This is a genomic window from Polaromonas sp. P5_D5 (assembly GCF_054049435.1).
The window spans coordinates 790,940-809,368 of record NZ_JBFUMJ010000002.1; the positions used below are offsets into that span (position 1 = coordinate 790,940).

At 65.7% G+C, this 18,429-nt stretch carries 15 protein-coding genes and 1 pseudogene; 15 read left to right on the plus strand and 1 reads right to left on the minus strand.

The window, feature by feature from the left end:
- Positions 1–59: 59 nt before the first annotated feature.
- The 14 genes and pseudogenes from ACXJKE_RS10395 to ACXJKE_RS10460 all read left to right on the plus strand — a co-directional run.
- Positions 60–482 (plus strand): annotated as a pseudogene (locus tag ACXJKE_RS10395) (ABC transporter ATP-binding protein); the annotation flags it as partial.
- 294 nt (positions 483–776) lie between these two features.
- The gene (cobO, locus tag ACXJKE_RS10400; RefSeq protein ID WP_457280977.1) at positions 777–1,346 is read left to right on the plus strand and encodes a cob(I)yrinic acid a,c-diamide adenosyltransferase; all 570 of its coding nucleotides are present in this window, start codon (positions 777–779) and stop codon (positions 1,344–1,346) included.
- 4 nt (positions 1,347–1,350) lie between these two features.
- Positions 1,351–2,196, plus strand: coding sequence for an ABC transporter substrate-binding protein (locus ACXJKE_RS10405; RefSeq protein ID WP_457280501.1), 846 nt, complete (start codon positions 1,351–1,353; stop codon positions 2,194–2,196).
- 23 nt (positions 2,197–2,219) lie between these two features.
- The gene (gene cobW, locus ACXJKE_RS10410; RefSeq protein WP_457280502.1) at positions 2,220–3,281 is read left to right on the plus strand and encodes a cobalamin biosynthesis protein CobW; all 1,062 of its coding nucleotides are present in this window, start codon (positions 2,220–2,222) and stop codon (positions 3,279–3,281) included.
- 168 nt (positions 3,282–3,449) lie between these two features.
- Complete coding sequence (gene cobN, locus ACXJKE_RS10415; protein WP_457280503.1) at positions 3,450–7,268, plus strand: cobaltochelatase subunit CobN; 3,819 nt, start codon at positions 3,450–3,452, stop codon at positions 7,266–7,268.
- Complete coding sequence (locus tag ACXJKE_RS10420; protein WP_457280504.1) at positions 7,265–8,347, plus strand: ATP-binding protein; 1,083 nt, start codon at positions 7,265–7,267, stop codon at positions 8,345–8,347. Before cobN ends, ACXJKE_RS10420 begins: the two co-directional genes overlap by 4 nt.
- 131 nt (positions 8,348–8,478) lie before the next feature.
- Positions 8,479–9,030 (plus strand): vWA domain-containing protein, encoded by a 552-nt coding sequence (locus ACXJKE_RS10425; protein WP_457280505.1) that lies wholly within the window; start codon positions 8,479–8,481, stop codon positions 9,028–9,030.
- Positions 9,031–9,039: 9 nt separating this feature from the next.
- On the plus strand, positions 9,040–9,444 hold the full coding sequence (locus tag ACXJKE_RS10430; RefSeq protein ID WP_457280506.1) for a DUF1636 family protein: 405 nt from the start codon (positions 9,040–9,042) through the stop codon (positions 9,442–9,444).
- A 68-nt stretch (positions 9,445–9,512) separates the two neighbouring features.
- Entirely contained in the window at positions 9,513–9,704 is a 192-nt protein-coding gene (locus ACXJKE_RS10435; RefSeq protein WP_457280507.1) for a CbtB domain-containing protein, read from the plus strand.
- 25 nt (positions 9,705–9,729) lie between these two features.
- The gene (locus ACXJKE_RS10440; RefSeq protein WP_457280508.1) at positions 9,730–10,569 is read left to right on the plus strand and encodes a CbtA family protein; all 840 of its coding nucleotides are present in this window, start codon (positions 9,730–9,732) and stop codon (positions 10,567–10,569) included.
- Between the two features lie 5 nt (positions 10,570–10,574).
- Complete coding sequence (gene bluB, locus ACXJKE_RS10445; protein ID WP_457280509.1) at positions 10,575–11,279, plus strand: 5,6-dimethylbenzimidazole synthase; 705 nt, start codon at positions 10,575–10,577, stop codon at positions 11,277–11,279.
- A gap of 49 nt (positions 11,280–11,328) precedes the next feature.
- Positions 11,329–12,318: an adenosylcobinamide-phosphate synthase CbiB gene (cbiB, locus tag ACXJKE_RS10450; protein ID WP_457280978.1), complete on the plus strand. Its 990-nt coding sequence runs from the start codon at positions 11,329–11,331 to the stop codon at positions 12,316–12,318.
- A complete protein-coding gene (locus ACXJKE_RS10455; protein ID WP_457280510.1) occupies positions 12,315–13,346 on the plus strand; it encodes an aminotransferase class I/II-fold pyridoxal phosphate-dependent enzyme in 1,032 nt (343 codons plus the stop codon). The genes cbiB and ACXJKE_RS10455 overlap by 4 nt, the downstream gene beginning before the upstream one ends.
- 14 nt (positions 13,347–13,360) lie before the next feature.
- A complete protein-coding gene (locus ACXJKE_RS10460) occupies positions 13,361–14,899 on the plus strand; it encodes a cobyric acid synthase (protein ID WP_457280979.1) in 1,539 nt (512 codons plus the stop codon).
- Positions 14,900–14,914: 15 nt separating this feature from the next.
- Here ACXJKE_RS10460 and ACXJKE_RS10465 read toward each other — a convergent pair whose 3' ends face one another.
- Positions 14,915–15,403: a hypothetical protein gene (locus ACXJKE_RS10465; RefSeq protein ID WP_457280511.1), complete on the minus strand. Its 489-nt coding sequence runs from the start codon at positions 15,401–15,403 to the stop codon at positions 14,915–14,917.
- A 319-nt stretch (positions 15,404–15,722) separates the two neighbouring features.
- Here ACXJKE_RS10465 and ACXJKE_RS10470 point away from each other — a divergent pair, with 319 nt between their 5' ends.
- Positions 15,723–18,272, plus strand: a complete 2,550-nt coding sequence (locus ACXJKE_RS10470) for a two-partner secretion domain-containing protein (RefSeq protein WP_457280512.1) — start codon at positions 15,723–15,725, stop codon at positions 18,270–18,272.
- Positions 18,273–18,429 lie beyond the last annotated feature (157 nt).

Genomic DNA, 18,429 nt, shown 5'->3' on the forward strand with positions numbered 1-18,429 from the left:
ACTCTATAAGGGCCAGCCTCGGAAATGGCTTGCAAAAGCAACACGTACTGCACGGCATCAGCCTGGACATTGCTGCGGGTCGGTGGACCAGCATCGTCGGCCCCAACGGCGCAGGCAAGTCCACCTTGCTCAGGGCGCTGGCCGGTGTGCTGCCACACAGTGGTAGCGTCTCGTTGTTGGGCCGGCCCATGCAAAACCTGCCGCACCGCGAACGCGCCCGCCAGCTGGCCTGGCTGGGCCAGAACGAAACCTCGGCCGATGACCTGACGGTGTGGGACGTGGCCATGCTGGGCCGCTTGCCGCACCAGGCCTGGCTGGCCCCGCCCAGCGTCGCCGACCGTGCAGCGGTGGAGCAGGCCCTGCGCGCCACCCGTGCCTGGGACTGGCGCGAGCGCGCCTTGGGGCAACTGTCGGGCGGCGAGCGCCAGCGCGTGCTGCTGGCGCGCGCCCTGGCGGTGCAGGCCCAGGTGCTGCTGATGGACGAGCCGCTGGCCAACCTCGACCCGCCGCACCAGGCCGACTGGCTGGACGTGGTGCGTGCGCTGGTGGCCGAAGGAAAAACCGTGGTCAGCGTTCTGCATGAGATCACCATGGCATTGCAAGCCGACACCATGGTCGTGATGGCTGAAGGCCGCATCACCCACCAAGGCGCCTGCGCCGATCTGGCCACACACCGCGCACTGGAAGACGTATTTGACGGACGCCTTGCTGTTCATCCCTTGCAAGGGCAGTGGATTGCGCTGCCCAAAGTCAACCATCCTGCAAAGAGAGCTCCCATGCAAATTGAAACCCCACCCGTCGATTACGAACGTGTCGTTCCCACGGCCGAGCGCCGCGGCCTGATCATGATCAATACCGGCCACGGCAAAGGCAAGAGCACGGCCGCCTTTGGCCTGGCCTTGCGTGCCCATGGCCGGGGCAAGGCTGTCAAGGTCTACCAGTTCATGAAGGTGCCTACGGCGCGCTTTGGTGAGCACCGCTTGTTTGAGCAACTGGGCATTCCCATCGAAGGCCTGGGCGACGGCTTCAGCTGGAAGAGTCGCGACCTGGACCACTCGGCCCAGTTGGCACTCGACGGCTGGGCCAAGGCCGAGGCCACGATACGCGCGGGAGAACACTTCATGGTGGTGCTCGACGAAATCATGTACCCGCTGCGCTACGGCTGGATTCCGCTGGAGACCATCCTCACCTGCCTGCGCGAGCGCCCACCGCATGTGCACGTGGTGTTGACGGGCCGCAATGCGCCGGGCGAGCTGGTGGACCTGGCGGATACGGTGACGGAGATGACTTTGATCAAGCACCACTTTAAAGCCGGCGTTCCCGCCCAACGCGGCATTGAGGACTAGAGTTTTGCGTTTCCTTTTCATTGCTTGTGGATTGGCTTTGTGGCTGTTCTCCAGCCTGGCCGCAGCGCAGGGCGCACAACCCGTCTCGCGCATCGTCACGCTCGCGCCTTCGCTGACCGAGGCGGTGTGTGCGTTGGGCCGCTGCGCGCAGCTGGTGGGCACTGATCGCCACTCCACCTGGCCCGTTTCGGTACTGGCGCTGCCCAAGGTGGGAGGGCTGGAAGACGCGCAGGTCGAGCGCATTGTGACCTTGCGTCCCAATCTGGTCTTGCTGGGTCCGCGCAGCCGCGCGGGGGAACGCCTGCAGGCGCTGGGCGTGCCGGTGATGATGCTGGATGCCCGCACCCATTCGGATCTGAAACGCATGCTGGTGAAGTTGGGCGACACCTTGGGTGAACCGGCCCGCGCCACCGAACTGATAGCCCGTATCGACACCGAACTCGACATCGCCGCGGGCCGCATGCCCGCCGCATTGCGCGGGCGCAGCGTGTATGTGGAAGTGGGGGCAGGTTCATCCGCAGCCAGCGAAAAAAGCTTTATTGGCGAGACGGTGGCCAGGTTGGGCCTGGTCAATGTGGTGAGCGGCGACCTGGGCCTGTTCCCCAGGATCAACCCCGAGCTGCTGCTGCGTCGTCCGCCCGATCTCATCATTGGCCCGCGCGCCACGCTGGCCAACGTGTCAGACCGCCCCGGCTGGAGTGCACTGCCGGCAGTGCGCCAGCAGCAGCTGTGCCTGCTGGATACTGAACGCATGGACCTGCTGTCACGCCCTGGCCCCCGCCTGGGCGAGGCCGCCCAGATGCTGGTGGAGTGCCTCAAGGCCCTGCCTCCCCGTGACGCGCCCCGTTAATTTTCTTTACCCGAGAGACTCTTATGCAAACCCGAAAAATTCCCGCCACCATCGTCACCGGTTTCCTGGGCAGCGGCAAGACCACGCTCTTGCGCCACCTGCTGGCCAACGCGCAGGGCCGCCGCATCGCGGTCATCGTTAATGAGTTTGGCGAACTCGGTATCGATGGCGAATTGCTGCGCGGCTGCGGCATTGGCTGCGACGAGAACGGTGAAGAAAATGGCCAGCTGTATGAGCTGGCCAACGGCTGCCTGTGCTGCACGGTGCAGGAAGAGTTCGCGCCCGTGATGGAGCAGTTGGCCAAGCGCCGCGACCAGATCGACCATCTGATCATCGAAACTTCGGGCCTGGCGCTGCCCAAGCCGCTGGTGCAGGCCTTCCAGTGGCCCGCGCTGCGCAATACCTTCACCGTGGATGCCGTAGTGACCGTGGTGGACGCGCCTGCGGTTGCCGCGGGAGACTTTGCCGACGACCCGGTGGCCGTGGACGCCCAGCGCCGCGCCGACGACAACCTGGACCATGACTCGCCCTTGCACGAGCTGTTTGAAGACCAACTGGCAACGGCCGACCTGGTGATCGTGCACAAGACGGATGGTCTGACGGCCGAAGAATTGGTGGGTGTGGAAGCCGCCATCCGCGCCGAGACCTTGCCCGGCGTGAAGCTGGTGCATGCCCAACATGGCCGCATCGATATCGGCGTGCTGCTGGGCCTGGAGCGCGCAGTGGAAGACCAGATCGACCAGCGCAAGACCCACCACGACGAGGAAGAAGACCACGACCACGACGCCTTTGACTCGGTGCAGGTGGCGCTGGACGTGACCGGCCGCGAAGCATTGCTGGCTGCGTTGCGCGATGTGGTGGGGCGCCACGAGATTTACCGCGTCAAGGGTTTTGTGGCCTTGCCCGGCGTGGCCATGCGCCTGGTGGTGCAGGGCGTGGGTACGCGCTTTGACAGCTACTTCGATCGCCCCTGGCGTGCGGATGAAGTGCGCCAGTCGCGCCTGGTGCTGATTGGTTCCGAGCTCAATGCGGCTGTGTTGCAGGCTGAGTTGAGTGCGGCGCTGGCGGCACCCGTCGCGGCTTGAATCCAAATGCACGCTGAAGCTTTAGTTTTGTGGCGGGCACAGGCCGACGGGGCACTCCGCTCCGCGGCTGTCCTCCGCCCTGCGGGCTCCTCCTTTATGCCGCTGCGCAGAGCGCCCCATCGACCTGCGCCAGGATGGGCTGTTCAACCTTACCTTGTGAAATAAAACATGCATTTGCTCTCCACCCGCCCTGGCGGCCACGTTGAAGACGGTGGTCAGGGCGTGGTGCGTGTGGAGCAAACGCCGGGCGACATCGTGGTGCTCAGCGCGGCGGATACCACGCTGTCGCTGCTGGCCGATGCGGCGGGTGCATTGCCTGAAGGCTTTCCCACGGTCCGCCTGGCGAATCTGATGTGGCTGCGCCAGCCCGCTTCGGCCGACATGTATGTGGACGAGGTGCTGCAACATGCGCGCGTGGTGGTGATTGACCACCTGGGCGCTGCCAGCGACTGGGCCTATGTGGTGGAGCGCGTGCGCGAACTCGCACGCGAACGCGGCCAGTGGCTGGCGCTCTTCTCGGGTGACGCGAGTGAAGACTTGCAACTGCTGCTGCGCAGTACCGCCCCGCATGAGGACTGCCGCCAGCTCTGGCGCTGCCTGCGCGAAGGCGGCCGCGACAACGCCCGTAACTTTTTTGAATTGATAGGCTATTCCGCGTTTGGCCTGGGGACTCGGCCCACACCGCCTACGGTGTTGCCACCGGCCATAATTTACGAATCGCTGGGCGCCCAAGCGTGGCAAGACGGCGCGCCGGTGGCATTGCTGGTGTTCTACCGTGCCCATGTGCAGGCCGGCAACACTGCGGTGTTTGACGCGATGCTGGTCGCATTGCATGATCAAGGGCTGAACACTGTGGCCGTGGCCGTGGATTCGCTCAAGAACCCCGCTAGCCTGGAGCTGTTGCAGTCGCTGGCCGCGCAACACGGCGTGGGCGTGGTGCTCAACGCGACCAGCTTTGCCATCACCGCACTCGATGGCGACGATGTGGACAGTGTGGACGGCGCGCAGATGGCCCCATTGGCTGGTGATGCACCGGTACTACAGCTCATCACCGCGGGCTGTTCCCAAGAGCAGTGGCAAGAAGACCCGCATGGCCTGGCCCCGCGCGACTTGGCGATGCAGGTGGTGCTGCCCGAGGTGGACGGCCGCATTGGCACCCGCGCCATCAGCTTCAAGGGCCTGGCGTGGCGTGACGAGCGCACCCAGGTGGACGTGGTGCGTTACCAGCCCGAACCCGAACGCATGGCCTTTGTGGCCGAGCTGGCGCGCCGCTGGTGTGTGCTGCGTGACAGGCCGAATGCCGATAAACGCATCGCACTGATCCTGGCCAACTACCCCAACGACGATGCCCGTCTGGCGAATGGTGTGGGCCTGGACACCCCGGCCTCCACGGTGGGCCTGCTGCGCGCCATGCAGGACGCAGGTTATGTCACAGGTGCCTTGCCCGAAGGCGGTGACGCACTGATCGCCGCGCTGGTGGCAGGCGTGACCAACAACCTGGACGCGAACGGCATCCGGCCGGCAGGCCAGAGTCTTGCCATGGCCGATTACCTGCAGGACTTCAACCAACTGGACCTTGCCAGCCGCGACGCAGTGAACGCGCTGTGGGGCTCCCCCGAACAGGACCCCATGGTGCGCAGCGGCCGCTTCATGGTCTCCGGCCTGCGCCTGGGCAACGTGTTTGTCGGCATCCAGCCCGCGCGAGGGCGCGACCTGGACCTGGTGGCCACGTATCACGATGCCGACCTGGTGCCCACGCACAACTACCTGGCGTTTTACTTCTGGCTGCGCCGCAGTTTTGCGGTGGACGCGGTGGTGCACGTGGGCAAGCATGGCAACCTCGAATGGCTGCCTGGCAAAAGCGTGGCGCTGGGCGCAGCCTGCTGGCCCGACGCCATCCTGGGCCCCTTGCCGCACCTGTATCCCTTCATCGTCAACGACCCCGGCGAGGGCAGCCAGGCCAAGCGCCGCACGCAGGCCGTCATCATCGACCACCTGATGCCGGCCCTGACCCGCGCCGAAACCTACGGCCCGTTGCAAAAACTCGAGCGCCAGATGGACGAGTACTACGAGGCCCTGTCACTGGACCCACGCCGCGCCCAACGCCTGCGCGGCGACATTCTGGAGCGTGTGCTGACTGAGAACCTGCACACTGACCTGGGCTTTGCCAAACCCGCCGATGACGCGGGCCGTGAAGCGCTGCTGCTGCGGCTGGACGCCTACCTGTGCGAGATCAAGGAGTCACAGATCCGCGATGGGCTGCACATCCTGGGCACATCACCACAGGGCCGCCAGCAAATCGACACGCTGGTGGCGCTGGCGCGTTTTCCAGGTGGTACGGCCGCCGGCCAGCGCAGCCTGCTGGTGGCATTGACTCAGGATTTGGAGCTGGATGGTGTGGACGGCTTCAGCGTGTTGAGCCCCGAATGGGCCGCACCTTGGGGCGGCCCATTCCCTCCGGTGTTGCAAGACATGAGTACCGAAGCCTGGCGTCACGCCGGCCATACACGCGAGCGGCTGGAACTGCTGGCCCGGCAATTGGTAGCTAGCCATGTGGTGGCCGATGCGCCATGGGACGCCACTGCCTGGCCGCACGCCGCCCCGGTGCTGCAGCGCATGCGCATTGTGTTGCGCCCCCGTCTGGACGCTTGTGGTCCGCAGGAGATTGCGCAGTGCCTGCGCGGCCTGTCTGGCAAGTTTGTGCCCGCCGGTCCCAGCGGTGCACCCTCGCGTGGCCGGCCTGACGTGCTGCCCACAGGCCGCAACTTCTATTCGGTGGACACGCGTGCCGTGCCCACACAGACCGCCTACGCCATGGGCGCCGCGGCGGCTGAGCGCGTGATTGAGCGCCACCTGCAAGACCATGGCGAGATGTTGCGCTGCCTGGGCCTGTCGGTCTGGGGCACCAGCACCATGCGCACGGGCGGCGAAGATATTGCACAAGCCTTTGCGTTGCTGGGCGTGCGGCCCAAGTGGGCCGACGGTAGCAGCCGGGTGGTGGACATTGAAGTGCTGCCCATGGCTATCAGGAACCGTCCGCGCGTGGATGTGACTTTGCGCGTTTCGGGTTTCTTCCGCGATGCCTTCCCCAATGTGATTGACCTGTTTGATACCGCCGTGCGCGCCGTGGCCGCGATCAGTGAAGAGGACGAGCCCGACGACGTGAATCCCATCCGCGCCCGGGTGCAGCGCGAAGCGGCCGAGGCACAGGCCAAGGGCTTGAGTGCAGAGGACGCCCAGCGCGAAGCCACCTGGCGCGTGTTTGGCCCGCGCCCCGGCGGTTATGGCGCTGGTCTGCAAGAGGTCATGGCCAGCGGCCGCTGGAACGACGGCGCCGATCTGGCTCAGGCCTATCTGCGCGCCGGCGCCTTTGCCTACGGGCAGGGCGAGCACGGCGCACCAGCGCGTGGCAGTTTCGAGCAGCGCCTGGCCGGTCTGGATGCCGTGCTGCACAACCAGGACAACCGCGAGCACGATGTGCTCGATTCGGACGACTACTACCAGTTCCAGGGTGGCATGGCGGTGGCAGTCGAACATCTGGCGGGTGCGCCCGCATCGCTGTATCACGGCGACTTCAGCGTGCCTGGTGCGCCGCGTATCCGCACGCTGGGCGAAGAGGTGGCGCGCGTGGTGCGTTCGCGCGCCGTCAACCCCAAGTGGCTGGAGGGCGTGCGCCGCCATGGCTACAAGGGGGCTTTTGAGATGGCCGCCACGGTGGACTACCTGTTTGCATTTGACGCCACCACAGGCGTGGTGGGCGACCACCAGTACGCGCTGGTGGCCGATGCTTATTTGCACGACGACACCAACCGCGCGTTTTTGCAGCAGCACAACCCCGGCGCACTGCGCAGCATTGGCGAGCGCCTGCTGGAGGCCATGCAGCGCGGCCTGTGGGAGGCGCCGGGCGACCAGCGCGAACGCATCGAAGACCATTTGCTGGCGCTGGAGCGCCGGCTTGAAGAACACGGAGAAGGACCTTTGACATGAGCACGACCATGAGCATTCCTGAACTGAACATTCCTGTTGAGCCCGCCACCCGCGCGGCCTTTCCCTTCACCGCGCTGGTCGGCCAGCCGCAGCTGCAGCTGGCTTTGCAGCTGGTAGCCATAGACCCCGGCATTGGCGGTGTGCTGATCAGCGGCCCGCGTGGCACGGCCAAGTCCACTGCGGCCCGTGCGCTGGCCGCGCTGCTGCCCGGTGCGCCCTTTGTCACCTTGCCGTTGGCCGCCAGCCTGGAGCAACTGGTGGGCACGCTGAATGTGGAAGACGTGCTGCGCGACGGCCAGGTGCGCCTGGCGCCTGGGCTGGTGGCGCGGGCCCACAACGGTGTGCTCTATGTGGACGAGGTCAACCTGTTGCCCGATGCGCTGGTGGATGCGCTGTTGGACGTGGCAGCCAGCGGCGTGAACACGGTGGAGCGCGATGGCATCTCAAAACAGCACGCCGCGCGCTTTGTGCTGGTGGGCACCATGAACCCGGAGGAGGGCGAGCTGCGCCCGCAGCTGCTGGACCGCTTTGGCCTCTCGCTGGTGCTGGCCAACCCGGTGGATGCCGCAGAGCGCACCGCCATCCTGCGCGCGCGCCTGGGTTTTGATGAAAACCCCGGGGCCTTGGGCGCGCAGCATGCCGAAGAACAAGGTGCGCTGAGCGCCGCATTGGTGGCCGCCCGCGCTGCCTTGCCACGCCTGATCTGGTCGGACGCGGTGCTGCACCATGCCGCTGCCTGCGCGATTGCCGCCGGTGTGGATGGCATGCGCGCCGATCTGGTGATGCTGCGCGCCGCACGCGCGCTTGCCGCGCTGGAAGGGCGCAGCGAAGTGTCTGTGGCCGATGTAGACGCTGTGGCTGAACTGGCACTGGCCCACCGCCGACCCGAAGGCAGTGCGACACCAGCGCCCGGCACCCACAGCGCACCGCAGCAGCAACCGCAACACAACCCGCAGCGCCTGCAAGACCCGCAAGCTGCTGCGTCCGCGCCCCAGGGCGATTGGGGCGCCTTGCCTGCCCAGCCCGAGGGAACGACCAAGGTTCAAAAAATTGCCGGGTGGCCGCCAAAAAAAGCCTAGGCCACCCCAGCCGCCGCCCGCGCAACGGGACTGGCAGCTGGCGGTGGCCTCCGCCCCAATCTCCCTCTGGAAGTTCAGCCGCGCCCAACGCACGGCAGCGCAGCAGTGCGATTGCCTGGCTGCCCACCGTCGTGGCCAAAGGCCCTGCGCCGTTGCAGCGCGCGCACCTGCGCCACCAGCCGGTCGCGCTGCGCGCCGGGCGCTTGCATTGCATCGTGCTCGACACCTCGGGCTCCATGCGTCAGCGCGGCCGTCTGGCGCTGGCCAAGGGCCATGCGGCCTTCATGATCGAGCAGGCCGCGCGGCAGGGCGACGATGTGGCGCTGTTGCGCTTTGGCGGGCAGGGTGTGGAACTGCTGCTGCCCCCTGGCCGCGCGCGTGCCGCCGGCAGCCAGCGCCTGCGCCCGCTGGGCGGTGGCGGTGGCACGCCGCTGGCCGAGGCGCTGTTTCAGGCTGACCGCTTGCTGCAACGCACGCTGCGCAAAAGTGGCCCCACGGAGTGCTGGCTGTGGCTGCTGACCGACGGCCGCACGCTGGAGCAACCGCAGGCGCCGTTGACCCCGCAGCACCTGGTGATTGTCGATTTTGACGATCCGAAAAAGAACCTGGGCCGCTGTGCCGCCTGGGCCATGCGCTGGGGCGCGGAGCACCGCTCGGCCATGGCCCCGAGTTACCAACCGTAAAAGATCGTCATGTCCGACACCGAAATCATTGTCTGCACCACCTGCCGCCCGTCGGGCGCCTCGCGTGAGCTGCCCGCCCATGGCCTGGCCTTGTTCGAAGCGGTTCAGGAAGCGCTGCTGGTGTGTGAGCTGGACACCGGGCTGCACAAGGGCCTTCAGGTGCGCGGCCAGGCGTGCATGAGCGGCTGCACCCGCGCCTGCACCGTGACCTTGCAAGCCCAGGGCAAATTCAGCTACTACTTTGGCGACCTGGCCCCCGATGCCGAGACCGCGGCCCAGGTGATTGCCTGCGCGCAACTGCACGTGCAGAGTGCCGACGGCAACCTGGCCCGCAATGCACGGCCCGATCGCCTGCGCAGCGGTATCCTTGCCCGATTGCCTCCTGTTGGTTTGAACGGCCTGGGCTCGACATGAGCGGCCAAATGCACTAAGTTTGTTTTTTTCACCCCACCCACCCTCCCACTTACCTCAAGGAGAACGCCATGACTGAACCGACGACGCTGACCCACAACCCTTCTCACACCCTGAATCCCGGCCTGGCCGTGCTGCGTCCCCTGCTGGGCGCCGCCGCATTGGGCCTGGTGGTGCTGTACGGCGTGGCCTTTGCCGAGAGCCCATTGGCCCACAACGCCGCGCACGATGTGCGCCATATCACCGTCAAACCCTGCCATTGAGCAGCACTTTCACCGGGAGACAGCTATGGTTTTTCAACGATTGATCTGGGCGGCGCTGGCCACTGCCGTGGTGGTGGGTAGCGTGCAAACCGGCGTGCAGCGCTGGCAAGCCGCCCCGCTGATTCTGGCGGCCGAGGTGTACGAGGAGCAAAAGGTGGAGGCTCCGGCGCCCGCCGCCGCTCCCGCTGCCCACGTGCATGCCGAAGGTGCGGCCCCTCATACGCACGAGCACGGTGCTGCCAAGGAATGGGAACCCGCGAACGGCGCCGAGCGCATTGGCTGGACCTGGGTGGCCAACATGCTGCACGCCTTCAGCATGGCGCTGCTGGTGTTTGCGGTGATGGGCGTGTGGCTTTACAAACGTGACGCACAACGCGGTGGCGCGATCGCTTCACTGCGCCTGGCCGGTGTGGTGGCTGCAGCTGGCTGGTTGAGCTTTCACCTCTGGCCTTCGCTGGGTTTGCATGCGGAAGTACCCGGCATGGAAGCCGCGCCGCTGCAGGCCCGCCAGGTCTGGTGGGTGCTGGCAGTGAGCAGTGCAGCGGGTGCCTGCGCCGTAGCCGGTTTTGCGCGCGCATCCTGGCGCTGGCTGGTGTCCGCAGCCTTGCTGGCGCTGCCGTTTGTGGTGGGTGCACCCAAGCTTCAAGGTGATGCCCTGGCCGGTTTTGGTCCCGAAGCCCATGCCGCGCTGGAACAGCTCGGCACGCAGTTCATCTGGGCCACGACCTGGGTGTCTCTGTCGTTCTGGGTGAGCCTGGGCCTGGTCAGTGGTTTGGCCTTCCAGCGCTGGGTGCGCCCGGCTTTGCTGGCGGTACTGCAGCGCGCTGACGTGCCTGCTGTTGGCGCGGTGCAAGCTCCTCAGTGAATGGTGTGACGGGCTTTGTCTCCGCCGCCGATGCGGCCCGACCCGGCCACGCCTTCAGCACCGCTGAGCAGCAGGCGGTGTACCGGGCCATCTTCGAGCGGCGCGACATGCGTCACTTCAGCGGCGGCACGGTCACTGACGACATACTGCAGCGCTTGCTGTCGGCCGCGCACCACGCACCCAGCGTCGGCTTCATGCAGCCCTGGCGTTTTATTCGCGTGCGCAGCCGGCCTTTGCGCGAAGGTATTCACGCGCTGATTGAGCAGGAACGTGTGCTCACGGCCCGGGCCTTGGGCGAGCGCGAAGACGAGTTCATGAAACTCAAGGTGCAAGGCGTGCTCGATGCGGCCGAGGTGCTGGTCGTGGCCTTGCCACCGGGGCGCGAACAGCATGTGTTTGGCCGCCGTACCTTGCCCGAAATGGACCTGGCCTCGGCGGCCTGCGCCATCCAGAACCTCTGGCTGGCGGCCCGTGCCGAGGGCCTTGGCATGGGCTGGGTTTCGATTTTTGATCCGCAGCAGCTGGGCGGGTTGTTGCAGATGCCCGAAGGCAGCAAGCCGATTGCGGTGTTGTGCCTGGGCCCTGTCCACGCTTTTTACGACCAGCCCATGCTGCAGGCTGAAAAGTGGGCGCGCCGTGCCCCGCTGGCCGACATGGTGTTTGAAGACAGCTGGGGCCAGACCACCCCGCGTGAGCCGGAAGCCGGCTGAGATGTTCACGCACTGGGCCAGCCTTCATGCCTTGTCCGTTCCTGCTTCCATGGCAGGGCACACGGCGTGCGTGCTCGGTGTAGTGCTGTTGCTGGCTTTATGGGTAGACAAATCTTTCGGTGAACCACCCACAGGTGTGCATCCGGTGGTCTGGATGGGCAACTACCTTCGGGCCTGCGGAAGCATTACCGTGCGCTGCCCGCCCGGGCCGGCTTTTTTCCTCGGCACGCTGGCCTGGTGGGTGGGTGTGGCATTGGTGGGCGCAGCAGCCTGGGGAGTGCAGGCACTGGTGTTCTGGCAGCTCGCCGGCTACATCAAGGCGCCGGCCTGGGGCGCCGCCATCGACACTGCGCTGCTGGCCGCGCCGATGGCCTGGTTACTCAAATGCATGCTGTCATGGCGCATGCTGCGCGAAGAAGTCGGTGCGGTCGAACTGGCGTTGGGCCAGTCGCTGGAAGCAGGACGGGAGCGCCTCTCCTGGCTGGTCAGCCGCGACACCGCCCAGCTCACTGAAAGCCAGGTGCGGGAAAGCGCGATTGAATCGCTGGCCGAAAACCTCAATGACTCTGTGGTGGCCCCGGTTTTCTGGTTTGCGTTGCTGGGTTTGCCGGGGGCGGCCATTTACCGCTTTGCCAATACGGCAGACGCCATGTGGGGTTACCGCGGCACCTACCGCGGCAAAAATTGGGAATGGGCCGGCAAGTGGGCGGCGCGCGCGGACGACGTGCTCTCCTGGTTGCCGGCACGCCTGACGGCACTGTTGCTGGCGTTGGCGGCAAGAGGCCTGCCGCTCAAGGCATTGCACGAAGAAGCCCGCAAGACCCCGTCGCCCAACAGCGGCTGGCCCATGGCGGCCATGGCGTTGGCGCTGGGTATCTCGCTCGGCAAGCCGGGCGTATATATCTTGAACCCCCAAGGGCGGCCACCTGAAGCATCGGACACGGCCCTGGCCCAAACCTTGGCCTCGAAGGCGGTGTTCTCCCAAACCTTGGTTGCCACTCTGGCGATGCTGTTGATGGCGCTGGTGGCATCGGCATGAGCACCAGCCTCGTCACCACGCGCATTCACGGCGGACCCGACGCGCTGGGTGTGCCGCTGTACGATTTTTCCACCAACAGCAATGCCTGCGGGCCTTGCCCTGCAGCGTTGGCTGCTGTCGCCCAGGCTGACGCCACCCGTTACCCCGACGCCGGCTACACACAGTTGCGCAGGCAACTGGCGGTCTTTCATCGTGTCGATGAGGCGCGTGTATTGCTGGCGGCCAGCGCCAGCGAATTCATCTTTCGCATGACCACCCTGGCCGCGCAGCAGGGCGCACGCGCGGTGTGGCTGCCACCGCACAGCTACGGCGATTACGCACAGGCAGCGGGGGCGCATGGCCTGGAGGTGGCCGGCAAACCCGAGGATGTGCAGCTGCTCTGGGCCTGTGAGCCTTCCAGCCCATTGGGTGCTGCGCATCGCGGCCTGGGTGAGCTGGTTGACGGCCGGAAAGTGGTGGAAGTGTCAGCCCTTGTCGTGCTGGACCGCGCTTACGAGCCCTTGCGGCTCAGCGCTGTGCCCACGCTCACGCCGCAGCAGCTGCAAACCACCTGGCAGCTCTGGACGCCCAACAAGGCGCTGGGCCTGACCGGCGTGCGTGCAGCCTATGCGATTGCACCGATGGAGCAATCGGACAACGCTGCAGCGCTGGAGCAGCTCTGCCCCTCATGGCCGGTGGGCGCGCATGGTGAGGCCATGCTGCAAGCCTGGGTGAGCGACGAGGCACAAGCCTGGCTCGCCGGCAGCCTTCATACTTTGCGCGAATGGAAAGCCCGGCAGATCAGCTTGTGCGAATCATTGGGCTGGCGCTGCCTGCCCAGCGATGCCAATTTTTTCTGCGCCCAGCCGGCCTTGCCCGAAGGCCTGAGCTTGCAGCAGGCGCTGTCCACACTGCGCGCCCAAGGCACCAAGCTGCGCGACACGACATCATTCGGCTTACCCGGCCATGTGCGCCTGGGCGTGCAGCCGCCAGCCGCGCAGGATGCCCTGCACAACGCATGGCAACAACTCTCCAGGACAAGTTCATGAGTGCAAAAAGTGTCATGGTGCTGGGCACCACCAGCGGCGCCGGTAAAAGCTGGCTGACGACAGCGCTGTGCCGTTACTACGCGCGCCAGGGTTTGAAAGTCGCGCCCTTCAAGGCGCAGAACATGAGCAACAACGCAAGAGTTGTGGCCCCCACGCTTGTCGCTTCGCGTGCCTTCGGCGGTACGCTGCCCCTTTCAATGGAAGAAGGGGCTAATTTTCCTTGGGGCGGCCCGGCGGAAAATTGGGTGCCCGGCGGTGAGATCGGTAGCGCGCAATACTTCCAGGCCTTGGCGGCGAGAGCTGTACCCGACGTGCGCATGAACCCGCTGCTGCTCAAGCCCGAAAAAGACACACAAAGCCAGGTCGTGTTGATGGGCCAGGTCAACGCCGAACTCTCGCGCATGGAATGGCGCGGCCGCAGCGCCTCGGTCTGGCCGGTGGTGTCGCGGGCGCTCGATGAGTTGATTGCGGACAACGACGTGGTCGTGATGGAGGGTGCAGGCTCGCCGGCCGAAATCAACCTCAAGTCCAGCGACATCGTCAATATGCGCGCTGCGCAGCACGCCAACGCGGCCTGCCTGCTGGTGACCGACATCGACCGCGGCGGCGCCTTTGCCCACCTGTATGGCACCTGGGCCATGCTGGACGAAGCCGAGCGCAAACTCATCAAGGGCTTTGTGCTCAACAAATTCAGGGGCGATGCCAAACTGCTGGCGCCCGGCCCGCAAATGCTGCAGGACCTGACCGGCATTCCCACGGTGGCGACGCTGCCGATGTGGTGGCAACACGGCCTGCCTGAAGAGGATGGTGTGTTTGACGACCGCAGCACCGCGGCAGGGGAAGTCTCCACCACCGTGGCCGTGATTGCCTACCCGCGCATCAGCAACCTCGACGAATTCCAGCCCCTGAAAAATGTGCCCGGCGTACGCTTGAAGTGGGTGCGCAGCCCGGCCGACCTGGCCGGCGCCGACTGGATCATCCTGCCCGGCTCCAAGCACACCAGCGGCGACCTGGCCTGGCTGCGCGCGCAGGGGCTGGACCAGGCCATTGCCGCCCACGCAGGGCAGGGCGGCGCGGTGCTGGGCATTTGCGGTGGCCTGCAGATGCTCGGCGAAGCGTTGATTGACCCGCATGGCATCGACGGCAATGCACCCGGGCTGGGCCTGCTGCCGGTGGTCACCGTCTTCGAAGAATGCAAAACGGTACGGCAGCGGCAGGCCCGCTTTGGTGCGTTGGACGGCGCCTGGGCGGCGCTGTCAGGCGTGGCCCTGCAGGGCTATGAAATTCACCACGGCCAGACCGCGGAGCACCCGGCGCTGGCCGCAGCGGGCGACACGGCCAGCGCGGTGATGGCAGAAGGCCTGGCCTGGCAGAACATTCGCGGCAATGTGTTGGGCCTGTACCTGCATGGCATGTTTGAAGACCCGGCGGTATTGCAGGCGCTGTTTGGCGCCACGGTGCCCACGCTGGACTCGGTGTTTGATGGCCTGGCCGACTACATCGGCGAGCATTTCACACCCGGTGTTTTGCAGTCGCTGATCAGCGGCCGCTGAGCGCTCGCAAGGGCGCTAGCCCGGCATCCGCTTCAAAGGCCCGAAGCAGGCCTGCAACGACTCGGCCTTGCACACAATGAACTGGTCCTGCTTGGGGCTGAACTGGATGAAGCGCACGACCGGCGGGTCCGACGCTTCGTGCAGGTCGCCTGAGCAGTCCCGCTTGCCATTGCTGTCGGTCACGGTGTCGGTGAGCCGGTAAAACCCTTGCGCGCTCGGCGCTGCGGATATTTCGTAGTCGCCTCGCGTGACTTCTTCGCCGCTGGTGTTAAGCCGGGTGCCCTTGACGCTGTATTGCCAGGTTTCGGTGCAGGCTTTTCCTGCCAGCGTCCAGCTCCAGGTGCCCACGAGAGGTTGGGGCGCAGGTGCCGGGGCGGATGGTGCGGGTTTGGCTGTCTGCGCAGCGGCAAGGCCGCAGAACAAGCTAATAAGGGCCAAACCGGTCAGCTTGCGAAAGGGGTGGCTCCCGGCCATGGAATGGGGATAGCTGTGTGAAAACTTCATGGGGTGATTATGAAGAGGCCGCAACGTGGCTTCCCCTGCGCAGAGCCATCCCTTTGTCGCCAGGTGTTATTTCTTAAGAAAAACAAGCCCTGAACCCAATGGAGACGGGCGCGAGCAGCTATCAAAACTGTAGCAAGTAGGGCTTCCCAGGGCTGCGCCATGCGTGAAACCCAGGCTATCGCGCCGGTCCGGGGCGTCGTAATATGGCACTTGTCATGCGCGGCGCATGGCCCTGTGGCCCCAAATGGCAGGCCATCGCCGGCAGGAAAAGAGAGATCTTTGGGGGCTTCGCCGCCCGTCCTGTCCCGAAAGGCTACACATGAAAAGCCATGCCGGCATCAACCGCATTTACCGCCTGGCCCGACGCGGCGCCAGTGCAACGGGCGGCTTCACACTCAATGCTGCCTGCAGCGCTGCATTGCTCCTGCTTGCCGGAGGTGCCCAGCAGGCCCAGGCCGCAGACGCCGCTAACGCCAGCGTGTCTGCGGGCGCCGCCAGCCTGGCCACGGTGGGCACCACCACCACGATCAACCAAAGCACCCAGCGGGTGGCCATTGACTGGACGACCCTGTCCACCGCGGCCAACGAAGCCCTGGTGTTCAACCAGCCCAACGCCCAGGCGATAGCGCTGAACCGCATCACCGGCAGCAGCCCGAGCGAATTCCTGGGCGGCCTCACGGCCAACGGCCAGGTGTTCATCCTCAACCCGAACGGCGTGCTGTTTGGCGCCGGCAGCCAGGTCAACGTGGGCGGCCTGGTCGCCTCTACGCTCAGCATGAGCAATGCCGACTTCATGGCCGGCAACCATGTGTTTACGGGCTCTGGTGGCTCGGTTGTCAACCGGGGCACGCTGAACGCGAGGCAGGGTGGCTACCTCGCCTTGCTGGCGCCTGAAGTGCGCAACGAAGGCGTGATGACCGCGTCCCTGGGCACAGCCTTGCTGGCCGCCGGCAACAAGATCACCCTGAACCTGGACAACGGCAACTTGCTGGGCTACAGCATTGACCAGGGTGCGATCAATGCATTGGCCGAGAACAAGTTGCTGATCCAGGCCCAGGGCGGGCAGGTCTTGCTGTCCGCGAAAGCCATGGACAGCTTGACCACCGCCACGGTGAACAACACCGGTGTCATCGAAGCCAAAACGATCCAGAACAAGGCCGGCCGTATCCTGCTGATGGGCGACATGGACACCGGCACGGTGAACGCAGGTGGCACGCTGGATGCATCGGCACCCATGGGCGGTGATGGCGGCTTTGTCGAAACGTCGGCGGCACACGTCAAGGTGGCTGACGGTGCCGTCATCACCACACTGGCCGCTGCAGGCGGTGGGGGCCACCACGGCACCTGGCTGATAGACCCGACCGACTTCACCGTCGCCGCAGGCAGCGGTGCGCTGACCGGCAGCGGCATAGGCGCGGGCACCCTGGCCGCCAGCCTCAACCTGGGCAATGTGGCGCTGGCGACCAACAATGCCGGTGGTACGGATAACGGCGACATTCACGTCAACGCGGCCTTCACCTGGAACGCGGGCACCACGCTGACCTTGAGCGCCTGGCGCAATATCAACATCAACGCGTCCATCACCTCGCAGCACGCCAATGGCAAGCTGGCACTGGAATACGGACTGGGCGCCATCAATGCGGGGAACACTGCAACGTACAACGTCAGGGCCCCGGTCAACCTGCGGGCCGGCGACAATTTCAGCACCCGGCTGGGCAGCGACGGCGTCACGGACCCATACAAAGTCATCACCAGCCTGGGCGTGGCAGGCAGCACCACCGGCACCGACCTGCAGGGCATCAACGGCAATCCCACCGGCAACTACGTGCTGGGCGCCGACATCGACGCGAGCGACACGGTGAACTGGAACGCCGGTGCCGGCTTCGATACCCTGGGTGGCGTCGGCGCGCCGGGTATTTTTGAGGGCCGCTTCGACGGGCTCAACCACAAGATCCGCAACCTCTTCATCAACCGCCCGGGCGACAACTTCGTGGGCCTGTTCGGCCTTACGCAGAGCACCAGCATCCAGAACCTCGGGCTGGTGGGCGGCAGCATCACCGGCGCCGACTTTGTGGGCGCCATCGCGGGGCAGGGCTGCTGCACCACCTTCAGCAATGTCTACAGCACAGCATCGGTTCAGGGCAACGACGAGGTTGGAGGCCTGGTGGGCGAACTCAGCCAGGGCGGCATCACCGACGCGTACGCCAGCGGCGCCGTGAGCGGCGCCGACAAGGTGGGCGGACTGGTCGGCAGCTCGCTGGACGGCATCATCACGCGCGCCTACAGCACCGGCCGCGTCACTGCCACCGGCATGGCAGGCGGGCTGGTGGCCGAACAGGTTGGAACGGCAGCGACAAACAACAGCTATTGGGACATTGGCACTTCTGGGCAGGCCACCAGCGCAGGCGGCACCGGCAAGACCAGTGCGCAGCTGATGCAGGCCAGCACTTTCAGCGGCTGGGACATCGCCACCCAAGGCGGCTCCACGGCCACGTGGCGCATTTATGAAGGCCAGACCGGTCCGCTGCTGCGCAGCTTTCTGCAGCCGCTCGCGCTGCCCGACACCAGCGTGGCCTACAACGGTGCGCAGCAGTCGGGCGCCGGTGCGCCGGGCGTCACGGCCGCCAGCGGCACCAACCCTGGCAGCTACTTCGCCTGGTCGGACCAGGAGGGCTACGACATCACGGGTGGCACGCTGACGATTTCGGGTGGCAATTTCCTGATCGACGAGGCCTACCGCAGCGCGATGATCTACCTGGCCGGCGTGAACCGCTCCGCGAACCCCCGCATCGGCCTCAGCCCCGACGCCCAGGTCGATGCCCTGAGGACGGCCGCCGCCGAAGCCGGCAACACGGGTGAAGACGAGTAAGTGTCAAGCTGGCGGTGGAGGACAGGAAACGCTTCTCGTCATGCGGTACCACCCAGGAAGTCAGGAAGTGACTGGAGGGGTGCTATGTTTTTTATAGCTGCTGGCGCACGTCTGTATTGCCTGTAGGCGTGATTTCTTGGTCAAAAATTGCCAACAA

Coding starts and splice junctions, on each gene's coding strand:
- cobO (WP_457280977.1), top strand. CDS start 777: ATGCAAATTGAAACCCCACCCGTCGATTACGAACGTGTCGTTCCCACG.
- cobW (WP_457280502.1), top strand. CDS start 2,220: ATGCAAACCCGAAAAATTCCCGCCACCATCGTCACCGGTTTCCTGGGC.
- cobN (WP_457280503.1), top strand. CDS start 3,450: ATGCATTTGCTCTCCACCCGCCCTGGCGGCCACGTTGAAGACGGTGGT.
- ACXJKE_RS10420 (WP_457280504.1), top strand. CDS start 7,265: ATGAGCACGACCATGAGCATTCCTGAACTGAACATTCCTGTTGAGCCC.
- ACXJKE_RS10430 (WP_457280506.1), top strand. CDS start 9,040: ATGTCCGACACCGAAATCATTGTCTGCACCACCTGCCGCCCGTCGGGC.
- ACXJKE_RS10435 (WP_457280507.1), top strand. CDS start 9,513: ATGACTGAACCGACGACGCTGACCCACAACCCTTCTCACACCCTGAAT.
- ACXJKE_RS10440 (WP_457280508.1), top strand. CDS start 9,730: ATGGTTTTTCAACGATTGATCTGGGCGGCGCTGGCCACTGCCGTGGTG.
- cbiB (WP_457280978.1), top strand. CDS start 11,329: ATGGCAGGGCACACGGCGTGCGTGCTCGGTGTAGTGCTGTTGCTGGCT.
- ACXJKE_RS10455 (WP_457280510.1), top strand. CDS start 12,315: ATGAGCACCAGCCTCGTCACCACGCGCATTCACGGCGGACCCGACGCG.
- ACXJKE_RS10460 (WP_457280979.1), top strand. CDS start 13,361: ATGGTGCTGGGCACCACCAGCGGCGCCGGTAAAAGCTGGCTGACGACA.
- ACXJKE_RS10465 (WP_457280511.1), bottom strand. CDS start 15,403: ATGAAGTTTTCACACAGCTATCCCCATTCCATGGCCGGGAGCCACCCC.
- ACXJKE_RS10470 (WP_457280512.1), top strand. CDS start 15,723: ATGAAAAGCCATGCCGGCATCAACCGCATTTACCGCCTGGCCCGACGC.